The 15,308-nt window shown below is 39.3% G+C and carries 14 protein-coding genes and 1 riboswitch; all 14 genes read right to left on the reverse strand.

Going from position 1 to position 15,308, the window contains the following annotated elements; genetic code table 11:
• Positions 1-53: 53 nt before the first annotated feature.
• Positions 54-163: riboswitch (TPP riboswitch) on the reverse strand.
• A 99-nt stretch (positions 164-262) separates the two neighbouring features.
• The 14 genes from KHA95_RS00315 to KHA95_RS00380 all read right to left on the reverse strand — a co-directional run bounded on the left by KHA95_RS00315 (position 263) and on the right by KHA95_RS00380 (position 15,269).
• Complete coding sequence (locus tag KHA95_RS00315) at positions 263-1,165, reverse strand: TIGR01777 family oxidoreductase (protein ID WP_213135502.1); 903 nt, start codon at positions 1,163-1,165, stop codon at positions 263-265.
• 991 nt (positions 1,166-2,156) lie between these two features.
• On the reverse strand, positions 2,157-3,581 hold the full coding sequence (gene larC, locus KHA95_RS00320) for a nickel pincer cofactor biosynthesis protein LarC (protein WP_213135503.1): 1,425 nt from the start codon (positions 3,579-3,581) through the stop codon (positions 2,157-2,159).
• Positions 3,582-4,388, reverse strand: coding sequence for a nickel pincer cofactor biosynthesis protein LarB (gene larB / locus KHA95_RS00325; RefSeq protein WP_213135504.1), 807 nt, complete (start codon positions 4,386-4,388; stop codon positions 3,582-3,584).
• Positions 4,385-5,209, reverse strand: coding sequence for an ATP-dependent sacrificial sulfur transferase LarE (gene larE, locus KHA95_RS00330; RefSeq protein WP_213135505.1), 825 nt, complete (start codon positions 5,207-5,209; stop codon positions 4,385-4,387). Before larE ends, larB begins: the two co-directional genes overlap by 4 nt.
• A gap of 96 nt (positions 5,210-5,305) precedes the next feature.
• A complete protein-coding gene (larA, locus tag KHA95_RS00335) occupies positions 5,306-6,589 on the reverse strand; it encodes a nickel-dependent lactate racemase (RefSeq protein WP_213135506.1) in 1,284 nt (427 codons plus the stop codon).
• A gap of 208 nt (positions 6,590-6,797) precedes the next feature.
• Positions 6,798-7,928 (reverse strand): glycerate kinase, encoded by a 1,131-nt coding sequence (locus KHA95_RS00340; protein ID WP_213135507.1) that lies wholly within the window; start codon positions 7,926-7,928, stop codon positions 6,798-6,800.
• 35 nt (positions 7,929-7,963) lie between these two features.
• Positions 7,964-8,890: an acetamidase/formamidase family protein gene (locus tag KHA95_RS00345; RefSeq protein WP_213135508.1), complete on the reverse strand. Its 927-nt coding sequence runs from the start codon at positions 8,888-8,890 to the stop codon at positions 7,964-7,966.
• A gap of 13 nt (positions 8,891-8,903) precedes the next feature.
• Complete coding sequence (locus tag KHA95_RS00350; protein ID WP_213135509.1) at positions 8,904-9,599, reverse strand: ABC transporter ATP-binding protein; 696 nt, start codon at positions 9,597-9,599, stop codon at positions 8,904-8,906.
• 24 nt (positions 9,600-9,623) lie between these two features.
• A complete protein-coding gene (locus KHA95_RS00355; protein WP_213135510.1) occupies positions 9,624-10,382 on the reverse strand; it encodes an ABC transporter ATP-binding protein in 759 nt (252 codons plus the stop codon).
• Positions 10,354-11,400, reverse strand: coding sequence for a branched-chain amino acid ABC transporter permease (locus tag KHA95_RS00360; RefSeq protein WP_213135511.1), 1,047 nt, complete (start codon positions 11,398-11,400; stop codon positions 10,354-10,356). The genes KHA95_RS00355 and KHA95_RS00360 overlap by 29 nt, the downstream gene beginning before the upstream one ends.
• Positions 11,397-12,284: an ABC transporter permease subunit gene (locus KHA95_RS00365; protein WP_213135512.1), complete on the reverse strand. Its 888-nt coding sequence runs from the start codon at positions 12,282-12,284 to the stop codon at positions 11,397-11,399. The genes KHA95_RS00360 and KHA95_RS00365 overlap by 4 nt, the downstream gene beginning before the upstream one ends.
• 26 nt (positions 12,285-12,310) lie before the next feature.
• Positions 12,311-13,555 carry an urea ABC transporter substrate-binding protein gene (locus KHA95_RS00370; protein WP_213135513.1) on the reverse strand — a complete coding sequence of 415 codons (1,245 nt, stop codon included), beginning with the start codon at positions 13,553-13,555 and terminating at the stop codon, positions 12,311-12,313.
• A gap of 180 nt (positions 13,556-13,735) precedes the next feature.
• Entirely contained in the window at positions 13,736-14,866 is a 1,131-nt protein-coding gene (locus KHA95_RS00375; RefSeq protein WP_213135514.1) for a CdaR family transcriptional regulator, read from the reverse strand.
• 262 nt (positions 14,867-15,128) lie between these two features.
• Positions 15,129-15,269, reverse strand: coding sequence for a hypothetical protein (locus KHA95_RS00380; RefSeq protein ID WP_213135515.1), 141 nt, complete (start codon positions 15,267-15,269; stop codon positions 15,129-15,131).
• Positions 15,270-15,308 lie beyond the last annotated feature (39 nt).

Consider the following 15,308-nt stretch of genomic DNA (forward strand, 5'->3'; position numbering starts at 1 on the left):
AAAAAGGACACCCTGCGTTAGAACCGCGGGCGTCCGAAAGAACACTCATTAGACAAAATGAATTTCACGTTCCCTTCGCTGGTATGAGCCAGAGCAGGTTCAAAGGGTCAGCATCTTATGGACACTATCTCAACCGGCCACACCGGTTCCCCCACATTCCATATTTAATTCATTATCTATTATATCAGATTCCTAGAAAGAAGCTATTTTTTTAATTGGGCAAAAAAGTGTCGAAAGATATTAGATTAGTTGGACTTAGCAATTATTTAAGACTTTTATTCAATGCTTTTTCTAAATTAGGATATTTATACACATACCTATGCTCGAGTGCTTTTTCCGGCAACGCCTTTTGACCCTGAAGAAGCATTTCACTCATTTCTCCAAGCAAAGCCTTCATCGCAAAGCTTGGAACCGGAAGCCAATGCGGACGATGAAGCACGCGTCCAATTGTCTTACCAAACTCTCGCATCTTTACCGGCTCAGGAGCCGTCACATTTAATGGCCCTGAAAGATTTTTTTGCTTTATTGCAAATTGGATTAATCCCGCTACATCCTCTACATGAATCCATGATACCCACTGTTCCCCTGATCCGACCGTCCCACCAGCCCCAAACCTATATGGAAGCGCCATTAGCGGCAACGCCCCTCCTCTACCAAGAACGATTCCCAATCGAGCAAAAACAGTACGAACCCCAAGTGATTGCGCAACCGCCGCTTCTTTTTCCCACATCCGAACAACAGTCGCAAGAAAATCATGAGCATCTGTCATCGATTTTTCTGTAAAAATTTCTGTATTAGACATTCCATAATAACCGACAGCTGATGCATTAACTAATACTTCTGGCTTTGTTTCAAGGGCGGTGAGCAAGCGAATAATTTCCCTGGTTGCTTTCATCCTGCTGTCCATGATTCTTTGCTTTTTAGCATTCGTCCACCGTAGCCCATTAATCGATTCCCCTGCTAAATTAATGATCGCATCAACATGCGAGAGTTTCGCTTCCGGCTTGCTATTAGGTGTAAGCCACTCAACCGCACGCAATTGCTCAGTTTGATTGATTTTACTTGGGGTTCTAGTTAAAATCGTCACATTCATTCCATTTGCAAGTAATTTTTCTTGCAAAATTTGGCCGACAAAACCACTTCCACCAGCAATTAAGATGTGCATATTGATCATCTCCCTTTTTTTAATGTAGGTGCTACATTTCACAGAAAATCAACTAGACTTAGAAAAAGACTCCCCACAAAAAAATAACGACATTAATGGAGAATTTCTTTGAATTTAGACGGGTGGAGGCAAGTATGGGCTGCCTAATGGACAACGTTTACGAGTTTTCACCGAGTACCGGCGATTAGGAACGTTCTTATAGACAGCGTTTACGAGTTTCCACGGAGTATCGGCGATTAGAAACGGCCTTATAGACAACATTCACGAGTTTCCACCGAGTACCGGCGATTAGAAACATCCTTATAGACAACATTCACGAGTTTTCACGGAGTACCGGCGATTAGAAACGGCCTTATAGACAACATTCACGAGTTTTCACCGAGTATCGGCGATTAGGAATAACCTTATGGACAACATTCACGAGTTTTCACCGAGTACCGGCGATTAGGAACGCTCTTATAGACAGCGTTTACGAGTTTCCACGGAGTACCGGCGATTAGGAACGGCCTTTTAGACAACGTTTACGAGTTTCCACGGAGTATCGGCGATTAGAAACGGCCTTATAGACAACATTCACGAGTTTCCACGGAGTATCGGCGATTAGGAGCAGCCTTTTAGACAACGTTCACGAGTTTTCACCGAGTACCGGCGATTAGGAACGGCCTTTTAGACAACATTCACGAGTTTCCACGGAGTATCGGCGATTAGGAACGGCCTTTTAGACAACATTCACGAGTTTCCATGGAGTATCGGCGATTAGGAACGGCCTTTTAGACAACATTCACGAGTTTCCACGGAGTACCGGCGATTAGGAACGGCCTTTTAGACAACATTCACGAGTTTTCACCGAGTATCGGCGATTAGGAACAACCTTACAAACTGAATTTGCAATTTTTGATAGATCATAAGACATTAACGCTAGCCTAGCCTTTATTAAATAGTAAATAAAAGACCGATTCACTACCTGTTGGGTGATCGGTCTTTGCTGTATTCATTCAGATCGTATTTGCAATGCTACTTTGTACACTTCTTGGAAAGGTACCCCGTACAACTCCGCTGCCTTTTTCACATCTTCGTATTCGGGAACTTCTCGTAATACTTCTCCCTTTTTTATCGCCTGCTTTAATCGAATAGGTCCAAATTTTGTTTCAACCGTGACAATGTTGCGCTGCAAAATGCTGCGTGACCACGTGTTTTTCCGGACACCGAGTGTCGTTGTTTCTTTAAAAAGCACATCCATTAACTTGGCCTCCCGCTCATTTGGAGCAAGGACGGTGATTAGCGTTCCTGGTCGGTTTTTTTTCATAAAAATAGGGGTATAGTAAACATCAAGTGCCCCGGCGTCCAATAACTGATCCATAACATGCCCAAACGCTTCCCCTGTCATATCATCAAGCTGACATTCAATGACCGTGATCGTTTCAGATGGTTCATCCCCTTGTAAAAGTTCACCAACCATAACCCGCAACACATTCGGGCGCCCCGGAATATCCTTTGTTCCGGCTCCATATCCAACCGATTCAACGGTCATTGACGGCATTGTCCCAAACGAATCGGTTTGACTAACCACAATACCTGCCCCGGTCGGAGTTGTCATCTCAAATGTTAAATCGCTCGCGGCAATGGGTACATTTCTCATCATTTCAAGCGTTGCTGGTGCTGGTACAGGATAAATGCCATGGTCGATGCGAATTTTCCCCGATCCGAGCGGCACATGTGAAGTGATCACTTTTTCAATTTCTAATTCTTCTAAAGCAATCGCAGTTGCCACAATATCGACAATTGAATCGACCGCTCCCACCTCATGAAAATGAACATCGTCAATCGTCATATTATGTATTTTCGCCTCTGCTCTAGCAATCGGCGCGAAAATTTGTTTGCTTCTTTCCTTGACACGCAGATTGAGCTCAGAATCATCGATTAGTTTTACTATATCTGCATAGCAGCCATGATCATGATGATGCCCGTGTTCATGACTATGTTCGTGATCATGCGTATGCTCATGGTCGTGATCATGCACATGGTGATGTTCATGATCATGCGTGTGCTCATGGTCGTGGTCATGCACATGGTGATGTTCATGATCATGCGTGTGCTCATGGTCGTGGTCATGCACATGATGATGTTCATGATGATGCGTGTGCTCATGATCGTGGTCATGCACATGATGATGTCCATGATGATGTTCATGATGATGAGTATGGCCATGGCTATGATCATCACTCAAAATCACATCAAATTTTATTGAGCTAATCCCAGCTTTAACAATCTTTTTCCATGCTAGTTGATAGCCTGATATATTCAACTTTCTAAGTTCTGTTTCAATTTTTTCCGGCGAGGCACCTGCATCGATTAAGGCGCCAACCATCATGTCCCCGCTTATTCCTGAAAAGCAGTCAATATATAGAACCTTCACTCATTCCAACCCTTTCTTTGTCAAAGCTGCTTGTACAGCTGCATCGATCGTATTCGTCATCGTCCCCGCAAAATATCCAGCACCGAATCCGTTATCAATATTGACGACAGATACACCGCTCGCACAGCTTGATAGCATCGCGAGCAAGGCAGCAATACCGTTCATGCTTGCACCGTAGCCTACACTGGTCGGCACGGCAACTACTGGTTTCGATATTAAGCCCCCAACAACACTTGCGAGTGCCCCTTCCATTCCAGCGACAACGATCACCGCATTTGCCTCTTGAATTTCTTTTGCTTTATCCAATAAACGATGTAAGCCGGCCACACCAATATCGTTTATTCTTTTCACTCGATTGCCCATTAATTCAGCCGTAATCGCAGCTTCTTCTGCAACTGGAAGATCGGATGTGCCTGCGCAAACAACTGCAATATAACCCTCTTTCCACGTTTCTTCATAATCAGAAGCAATCCAGTGGAGGGTTTTTGCCGCATCATGATAATAAAACGTCTCTTGTGGATGTTCTTGCTGCAATTGTTCCAATACATAAGTAGCTTTTTCCTGATCAACGCGGGTTGCTAACACTTTTTGATGGTGTTCCATTAACTTCCTAAAAATCCCCAATATTTGTTCAGGCGTTTTTCCTTCGCCAAAAATCACCTCTGGAAAGCCTGTCCGTTCTTCTCGATCTAAATCAAGTGTGGCGTAGCCGAGTTCTTCTTTCGGGCGAAGCATTTGTTCCGCCTTTTCCGCAGATAGATTCCCTTGCTCGACTTGGCGTAAAACATCTGTTAATTCCATCTTCATACGGTCGCATCCTCTTTCAATACTTCGTTCATACTTCCCGAGCGATATCCTTGTAAATCAAGCGTCACATACGGAAATCCAAACGATTGCAATGCGCGCGTAATCGCCTCGCGTTGTGCAACAGCTTTCAACATATCTTGTGGATCAACTTCTATGCGAGCAACTTGATCGTGATGGCGAACACGCACTTGATATAAGCCGAGCCCAATTAGGAAATCTTCCGCGAGATCAAGCTGGTTAATCTTTTCCTGGGTAATCTTTGTACCATACGGAATTCTTGACGACAAACAAGCAAAAGATGGCTTATCCCATGTTCTAAGCCCCATCTCCTTTGAAAGCTGCCTAATTTCCTCTTTATAAAATTTCGCTTCTTGAAGCGGACTGCGCACTCCGAGCGCCCGGGCTGCATTCATTCCAGGTCGGTGTTCTCCAAGGTCATCCATAATCGAACCATCCACAACGGTATAACGATCTCCGTATTTCGTCACTAATTCTAATAAATGATTATATAAACCGTTTTTACAATGGAAACAACGATTTGCATCATTAATTACAAAATCTGGATTGGCAAGTTCACTTACCCTTGTTTCAATGTGCTGTACTTGTAATTCAGAAGCGAGACTCCTCGCAAGTTGAAATTCTCTATCTGGAAATGTATCTGATGCCGCGGTCACAGAAAGCACCTTATCACCAAGCGCTTCTTTTGCAACCGCTAATAAAAACGTACTGTCTACGCCTCCTGAAAAAGCGACAAGTACATCGTCCATTTTCTGTAAAACTTCAATCAAACGTTGTTTTTTCTCTTGTAGTGATTGTTCCATTTTATCCACCTTTAAACAACCGCACATAGGCGGCAAGTTATTGACTCTTTGCTATTTTTGTACTTTTTCCTTCCTTAAAGATACCACAAATGATAGCTATTTTGTATTGACAATTGTTTCTGCTTCTATATATGGAATTGTTAATGGTCCAAGCGGAAGGACCGCTATGGTCATGTTTTCTCCATACTTCTCTTTTAGTTCATCCAATGTGTTTTCAATGCTTTTTGTCGGATGTAGCATTGCCTGTTTTACCTGTTCCTCTGTTAACAATGAATACACGTACACATCTGCCCAAACTTGTATCGATGCTTGCTTTTGAACCTGCCACTGATCAAACTGTTTAAATGCTGGATCACTGATTAGATCTAATATGTCTTGTGGGGTTTGAGCGAGTTTCAATATATCAGAGTAATGACCATGATTCGGAAGACCGTCTGAACATTCAGATGCAATAATAATCGTACCACCCTTTTTTACAATTTTATGGGCAGCACTCATCCCTTTAACCGCTTGATATAAGTTTTGATCAAGCGGGTAGCCAGAATTGGACGTAATCACAACATCAAATCGCTTCTCGCATTTTGTCATTGCATGTTTTTTTACATATTCACATCCTTGGTTATGAGCTTCAATTAATTCACCTGCGAACACATTTGTAATTTCCTTCTCGCGATTTAACGTTACATTCAATATAAAATGAGGTTTACACATCCCATTTACTTCGCGAGCCATATCCTGAAGTGGATTGTTTTCTATGTTCCCCCATGTTGAAAGCGGGTCTCCGATCATTCTTGCATTATGAAAAGTCATGATCGTTTCAATTCCCGCAATTCCAGGCATAATTCCTTTTGGCCCACCAGAAAAACCAGCAAAAAAATGTGGCTCAATAAATCCAGTAACGATTCGAAAGTCAGCGTTTACATATTCTTTGTTCAAATAAACATCGCATCCAAATGTACTTTTCCCAACATTCTCAAGCATGGCATAATTATGGCATTGGTGATTAATAATTTTTATATTATCAACTACCCACTCTCCGAGCATTTGCACAAATTCTTCACGTGTTTGGTCACGATGTGTTCCGGTACCATTGATAATCACAAAATTCTCATGCGGAACATGCTCTAATTCCTCTATGATTACCGGTACCAATTTATCATTCGGTGTGGGCCGTGTAATGTCACTAATAACAATCGCAACTTTATCCGTTGCTTTCACCATGCGCTTCAAAGCAGCTGTTCCTATTGGATTTCTTAATGATTGTCTTAATCCTTTTATTTCATCAGGTAATGCCGGTAAATGATTTGGCTCAATTACTTGAGAATGATCAGGCACATTTAGGGTCATATTTTCTTTACCATATAAAAGTGTCGTTTGCATATACTTTTCCCCCTTCAAAAATGTAAATATATACATTCATAAAAAAAATCCCCTTTGTTATACAAACAAAGGGCGTATTTGATACTCAATTATGTATCCAATGACAGTATATGATAAAAGCATTAAAATAAATTTTAGCAACAATCTAACATTCACGCCCTATTCAGGAGCAATCGTATTCATAAAACATTACTGCCTTATCAGGTAATTACAAGGGATTCACCTTAATTAATCTAGCTATATTTCGTGTTTTATGATGTAATAAGCGTTCGACCTGCTCTAAAGATTCTTGCAACGTTAACGGACCATTACTGATCGAATGAATGCTTTGAAAATATTGATATAAAGCTTCAAGCTCTATATCCACTGCCCCTGAAAGTAAGATGGTTGGAATCCCTTCTTCTTTCGCCTGGGATGCTAATTCGAGCGGTAACTTACCACTTAGCGTTTGTTCATCTGTCTTCCCTTCCCCCGTGATTAGCCAATCTACTCCATCTAGTTTTCTTTTAAAATCTATCATTTCAGTTAGTAAAGCAGCCCCTGGTATAATTTTCGCACCTAAAGTTAATAATGCGAAACCGATTCCTCCCGCTGCCCCTGATCCCGGTAAATCTTTATATGCCTTCCCTAAATGTTTTTCTATGCGATTCGCATACATTTCTAATGAATGATCTAGCACCTTAATCTGTTCAGTTGTTGCTCCTTTTTGCGGTCCAAAAATAGCGGAGGCTCCGTTCTCCCCACATAAAGGATTGTTCACATCACTTGCTATACAGATTTCCACATCACTAATTTGTGGATGAATAGAAGTATAATCAACATACTGTACTTTACTTAAAGAAGACGTAATAGGAGGTAATGGCTTATGATCTTTATCATAAAAAGAAACTCCTAACGCTTGTAACATTCCTAAACCACCGTCATTTGTAGCGCTACCTCCCAAACCAATAATAAGCTTTTTATACCCTTGCTCTAAAGCTTGTTTTATACATTCTCCAAGTCCATATGTCGTTAATACAAATGGATCACGTTCGTTTTCAGGAACCATCGAAAAACCTGCGATTGACGCAATTTCTATTACAGCGATTTGCTCTTTGTCTAAAACTCCAAAATATGTTTCAATCTTTTTCCCCGTTGGTCCAGATACTACAATTTTCTTTTTTTCACCATTGAGCGTAGAGAGAAAGGAATCAATCGTTCCTTCCCCTCCATCAGCCATCGGAATGACTTCTACATCTACATCCGGAATCTCCTGAATGAGAGCCTTTTTAATAATTTCTCCCACTTTTGCAGACGGAAGACTTCCCTTAAAAGAATCAGGAGCTACCACAATCTTCATCACAATGCCCTCTTTTCTATCACTCTTAAAAACTTTTATATTAATGCATATTTTTTTTCGACTTTAGCAACCAATGAATAATTCGTATCTACCATATTACCGACGTAAAGCTTTCCGATTTGTGTAAGAGCTTGATAAGCTTCCAAGCGATCCCAACCTAATTCTTCTAACCATTCAATCAATTCAGCATAAGCGATTCTTGCGGCATCTTCCATAGGACGAGCACTGCCAACCGTCATAAATTCGGTAGGACTTTCAATTCTTGGCCAATTAATTTTTTTATTCTTGATTAAATCAAATTTTAACGTTACTTTTGCAGAAATCTCTAGGGCAACACCGCATAATTCACCTTCTCCCTGGGCAGCATGGCAATCTCCAGTAAAGAAATGAGCGCCTTCTACATTTACAGGTAAATAAATACTATTTCCCGGCTTTACATCCGGTACATCCATGTTTCCACCATGGTCTAGAGGTGTTAATGCTGAAAGTGCCTCTAAATTGGGCGCGGTTCCAATTGTTCCAAGGAAGGGATTCCAAGGAAAGGTTAATCTTTCATTATAACTAAGCAGCCCGTCTTCTAATTGATAAATCCATACTTTCTCTGGAAGCGGCTCATGGAGAAGTCGGGTCGTATTTGTTGCTGTTAAACCACCAAAGTGAGGATTCAATACACTAACAGCCCAATCACGTGTAGGTTCAATATCTAGTATATGTACAACGAGTGTATCCCCTGGCTCGGCCCCCTCAATATACACTGGACCAGTTTGTGGATTCAAATATTCTCCTAAAACTTTAGATGGTAGATCAGACTCTTTTGTAATTCTATTTTCAAATGCATCCTCTGTAAAGATGACTACTTCTTCTCCTGGCTTTACACTGGCAATTGGTTCTAAATATCGGCTAAAAACATAACTATGAGCACCTGGTTGTTTAATTTCTTTCCTATTTTTAATTTTCTCCATTATAAAATACCTCCTATACGGATAAATACTTTTTTATCATTTCAGGTGAAATTTCTTTTCCTTTATGTTCGCCTATAATGCTCCCTTTATCGATTGCATAGCATCGATCAGACATTTTTAGTATCAAGCCAATATGTTGTTCTACAAATAGTACCGTCAATCCAAGCTCTCGATTAATTTGATGAATAATATCCCTAATCATACTAATAATATTTGGCTGTATTCCTTCGGATGGTTCGTCCAGTAATAGTAACATCGGTTTACCAATCAAAGCCCTGCCAATCGCCAGCTGAGCTTGTTCTCCTCCACTTAATGTACCTGCCCTTTGTTTCAACCTTTCTTTTAAACGAGGAAAGTAATGGTATATAACATCGTAATCTTCATTTTGCGCGCGTATATTTATTTGTTCACCCATCTTAAGGTTTTCTTCAACAGTCAACTTCGGGAAGATTCCGTGCCCCTGAGGTATATAGCCAATGCCTAATCGAGCACGTTCAAAAGAATCTAATTTCGTAATGTCCTGATTGTCAAATACGATTTTTCCAGCATTTGATTTAAGCAGACCAATGATACTTTTTATAAATGTACTCTTCCCTACACCATTTCTCCCAATAATCGAAACAATTTCGCCTTTTTCAACTTTTATATTAATATCTCTAATGATCGTTACTTTTCCATATCCTGAAGTAACACCTTCGACATTTAACATGGAATTCCCTCCAATGAACGGATGCTAATCATTACCTAAATAAATGCTCACTACTTCTTCATTTGATTCGATTTCGGCCAATGTCCCCTCCGCAAAGAGCCGACCATAATGTAATACTGTTATTTTTTCAGCAATCTCACGAACGAATTCCATATCATGGTCAATAAAAATAATGGTTAACCCACTTTTATTCAATCTTCGAATAATTTGAGCGGTAAATTCCGTTTCTTCCGGTCCCATCCCTGCGGCAGGTTCGTCTAATAATAATAAATCAGGCTTTGATGCCAATGACATCGCAATTTCCAACCATTGCTGTTGACCATGTGAAAGATTCCGAACTAAGGGATTCCCTAAATGGGTAATCCCAACAAGATCAATTAATCGATCAATTTCATCTTCAAGTTCTTGTTTAGAAACAAAGTTTTGAGCTGCAATCCGAATATTTTCCCTAAGCGTTAATTCTCCGTACACTCCAGGTATTTGCATTTTAATGCTTAATCCGGATCGAGATCTTTTCCAAACTGGAAATCTAGTAATATCTTGCCCATTGAACAGAATCCTGCCGCTACTTACTTCATAAATTCCCATAATCAATTTAAAAATGGTACTTTTTCCGGCACCGTTTGGACCAATTAAACAACGTAATTCCCCTTTATTAACAGTTAGGTTCACTTGATCAACGGCTTTAATGCCACCAAAATCTTTTGATACTCCCTCAAGCTTCAACATTTGCTCCGTTTTTAATTGACTAGCCTTATAGTTTATTTGCTTCACTTTGTCCATGCACGCTCTCCTTTCTTTTTAAAGAGAGATCTAACTTTCTATCTTTGAAAAAAAATCGATCAACGATATTGAATAAAGTCAAAATTACTCCTTGCGGGACTAATAGGATAACAACTACTAATGTAAACCCTAAAATGACTAATGCGTATTCACTACCACTAACAGAAAGATATTGAGAAAATAAATAGTAAATAATTGTAAATAACATTACTGCCGTTAAGTTTTTCCGGCCAGCCGCTGCTACCAGAACAACTGGCAATGCTGCCGCTGAAATACTCATTGTAGATGGCGCCATATATCCTCCCCACGTTGCATAAAGAACACCACTAAGTCCGGCTAAAATGCCACCTATTGAAAATACGAGTGTTTGTAGAAGCGGGATGTTATATCCGAACAGTTTACTTCGTTCACGATTTTCGCGAATCGCTAACATGCTATATCCCATCTTAGAGTTAAGTAATTTCCGTAACGTTAAGTAAATAATAATTAGCAACACTAAAATAAAATAATATAGAGGATTCCCAATTAGTTCGACACCAAGGGATATAGGCGGGATATTGTTGATCCCATTATCCCCACCTAATGGAACATTAAATACTTTCCATTGAGAACCCGCAGATTGAGCTAAAAAAGTTGAAAGAACTAACGTTACACATAACGTAACTAGACCTACAAAAACATCATTAACGCCACCATAAAACATGAACCAGCCTAGAACCCAAGCAACAAGACCGGCAATAAGTATCGCCAAAATCAATGCAAATATATTAAATGAAGTCGTATTCATATTTAAAGTGATTAAAGCGTATGAATACCCGCCGATTCCAAAAAACGCCGTTTGACCAAAGCTAAAAATACCTGTAAATCCCCAAATAAACGCTAAACTAAGAGAAAGGAAGATCATCGTAAGAAAATAGGTCATATTTAATACACTATACCCAGATGCGATGATAGGATATAAAAGTAATCCTATAAAAAGTAACAATGCAACGATATTTTCAGTATTCAATTTTTTCATTTTGCTTTCACCTGCATCATTCTTTTCTCAACTAGCCCAGAAAATCCAAATGGCCAAACTCTAATAAATATAATTGCCACGACGAGTAGACCAAGCCTGCCAATAAACGTTCCAAATAGATAAGATAATGCACTGTTAACAACACCTAATGATCCACCCGCCATAATTGTTCCAATTAATGGATTTGCCCCACCTACAATTACTGTGACAAAGCTTTCCATTAGAAAACCTGTCCCAAAGCTTGGACTAATTGCTGTAGTTGGTGCATAAAGTCCACCGGCAAGGCCAGCAAATGCTGACCCAATAACAAAAGTAACCGCATACATTTTTGTTGTATTTGTTCCTAAACTTCGTGCTATTTCACTATTTTGCATCGTCGCTCGTGAACGAAGGCCAAACTTCGTATGCATGAAAATCCAATACATGAATAGAAGCAATGCTACTGATATAAAAAATAATACAACTCTATACGTGGAATAAGTGATCTCTCCTACAGCAAAGGATCCTAAAGGAGTTGATGTTCCTTGCAAAGTCGGTCCCATCAATATAAGCATCCCTTGACTCATTATGAGGCTGATCCCCCAGGTGGCTACAACTGAATCAAGCGGGCGTCCATAAAGATGTCTAATCACAAGTCGATCGATGATTAATCCGAATAGACCAACGCCAAGAGAAGCGATTAATATTGATATTGGCAACGGAATACCAGATAAAACGCAAAATGTCGTAATGTAGGCACCTAGCATTATAAACTCACCATGCGCCAGATTAATGATTCCCATCATCCCAAAAATAATCGCTAATCCAATCGCTGCTAGGATTAAAAACGCAAAATGATCAATAAAAATATAAAGCACATTGAAAGCACTTTCAAAAATTCCCATATATACCTTCTCCAATTCTAGAATTGTTAATCAAGTGGAGTAAACTGCTTATTTGGCGAATCCTTTGTTAAATCAACATTCTTTTCTTGAGAGAGCCAATATGGTTTAATTTGCTCCCACTTATACGGAAAAGTTATGTTATGTTGCTCGTCCGCATGTACTAAATAAACATCCTTAATTGCATGATGTGACTCTGGATCAATCGTTACCTTGCCGGCAGGTCCCTCAACACTCAATCCGCTTTCTAAAGCTTCAATAACCTTTTCTGTATCTGTTGTACCAGCCTGTTCCACTGCTTTTGCCCATAAATAAACTCCGGTATACTGTGCTTCTGCTTCCATTCCGATATAATCATCATCCGGAAACTTATCCCGCCATTTTTTGACAAACTCTTTAGCTTCATCCGTGTCCAGTTCCTCCATAAAAGGGGCGGTTACATACATATTGGCAAGAGCTGGAGGGTTAAATCGTTTATGTTCATATTGCTGCGCCATATTAATCGTTGTAGCCATAGGTAAGTCTTTTATCCCTGACGTATTCCACTGTTCATAAAAGGAAGATTGTTTAGCCCCTGTTAAAAGCACGACTAAATAGTCGGGTTTCGCTTTTTGAATTCGGCTAATATTACTACTAAACTGCGAAACTCCTAACGGAATAAATTCTTCTCCTACAATTTCTCCGCCATATTGTTCTGATGCAACCCGAACCCAATCCGCAGTAATTTGTCCAAAGTTGTAATCAGCCGCGATAATATATCCCTTTGGCCCATATTCTTTAATCATATATTCGATTAGAGGCATTACTTGATGCTCGGGAACTGCGCCAGTTGGAAATGTATACTTACTTGCAACTCCGCCCTCATATTGATTATTATAAAAATATAGCATCTTATTTTGCTCCATAATCGGACGTATCGCTTCACGTGATGCGCTCGAAAAGGCACCCATGATTACATCAACCTTATCATCTAGAATAAGTTTTCTAGCCATTTCTTGATATCGCTTATCATCTGATTGTGTATCTGGAGCAACGATTTCTATCTGCTTTCCAAGAAGACCGCCTTGATTATTGATTTCCTCTACGGCCAATTCAACAGCATGATATTTCTGCACACCTACTAAAGCAAAATCCCCCGACCTATCCTCTAACACCCCTAGCTTAATAACGTCATCTCCGCTTGAGTTTTTGCTAGATGGCTCACCTCCACAGCCAACAAGCACAATGGAAATTGCTAAAGCGAATACAAGCAGCTGCCAAAATCTCCTTTTCATATACGGTTCCGCCTCCACACTATTAGATTTTTCTAACTTCTAAACCTATTACTAATATTCCGAAAAGTAACACTAGTAAGAAGTTAACTATTATTTAATCAAATAATTTATCCAAATACATTATAGATTTCCCCGAATTTTTCACGTTTTTACGAGGTATTTTTGTGCAAATATACAAAACTAACGAAGCTTTATACACCAATTTATTATTTGCAAAGTAATTGCATCTTGAAAATTTCTCGGATCAAGACCCAAAATTTGCTTAATTTTTTCTAACCTATACAACAGAGTATTTCGATGTATATGGAGCTCAGAGGCCGTTTCAGCAATACTTTTATTATTTTTAAAAAAGCTTTCAAGCGTATTAGACAGTTCAGAATCTAAATATCCATCCTTCTTAACAAGGTGATCGACCAATGTATTTCTAGCCTCCTCTGGTATTTTATAAATATATTGAATGATTCCCCACTCATCTATGTTCGATATCTTTCTTTCCGTTTCTAGCTTTTTCATAATAGCTAAGCTTGTTTGTGATTGAAAGTAGCCCAATCGATAACCTTGAATGCCGTTTTGAGGATTACTAACACCAATCTTCACTTGCCAATTTTCCCTCTCAAGCTGATTAAATATTTTGACTGCCGAGCTACTCGCCGGGATAGCGGCCAAAAAATTTCCTTTGCCAATACTCGCAATAAAATGAAGATCTGGATAAATAAACTGAACCGTTTGTATAAAACGCTGCTCAAGATGTTGAATATCTTCATAAAGGACTAAATTAGTTGTCTTTTGAACCATTAAATTTTTCACTTCAATCATCATTACAAGGCATGATGTCGTAATATTAAGATTTAAATAAGTTGTTCGAGCAAGAAGTTCATCCAAACGATGATAGTTAGGATTGATAACGTCTAGCACCCATTCTTCAACTGCCCGTTGTCTATACCTAAGCTTATCGCTAAGGTATTGCTGATGAATTAAAGATTCTACCGTTACTTTTACAATATGGGATAGCTTATATATTTTTGTTGGATCACCAGTAATGCCTACTGTCCCGATGATTTCACGATTAAACTCAATCGGCAAATTTACCCCTGGCTGCGTTCCAGCCATATTATTTGTTTCAGACAAATATATTATTCTCTCACGTTTTAATTCGATAGCCTCGATAGCCCCTTGATGTTTTTTATAAAGTCTCCCTTTATCTCCACTTGCCATAATAATTCCTTCGTGATTCATTATATTAATATTATTGTCTACTACTTTCATCATTTTATTGACAATTGGTTGCGCTAGCTCTGTTGTAATAATCATTTCCCATCACTCCTATTTTCTTATTCTGTTATTTTTTTACATAGATTTCCTATCATATCTTCCCTCCTTCACAGAAAAGCGCATTCACCGATTTCTCCATTATAATTGGATCGACATAAATCGGTAATCATTTCTTTCTTAAGCAAGTGGAATAATTTAGTTTGGAAATCTATTTGGCCATGCATTTCTGGATAGAAAAGTTCGTTCAAATAAGAAAAAAATCATTTCCCCATCGCGACGAGCAATGGAAAAATGATTTTTATTAATCAAATTTAAATAAATTCGCAAGTTTAATTAATTCTTCATACGTTTCCCCATATATATGCCAAATATAGGTGTCTGTCGGAATATATAATACTTCATATTGAGCCATTCCTTTAGAAAGCGATTTGATGGCCATCATTCATTAACTAGCTGATAGGAGACGCTACTATTGAGAAAT

It is taken from the genome of Bacillus sp. FJAT-50079, assembly GCF_018343515.1.
Lineage (GTDB): Bacteria > Bacillota > Bacilli > Bacillales > Bacillaceae_C > Lederbergia.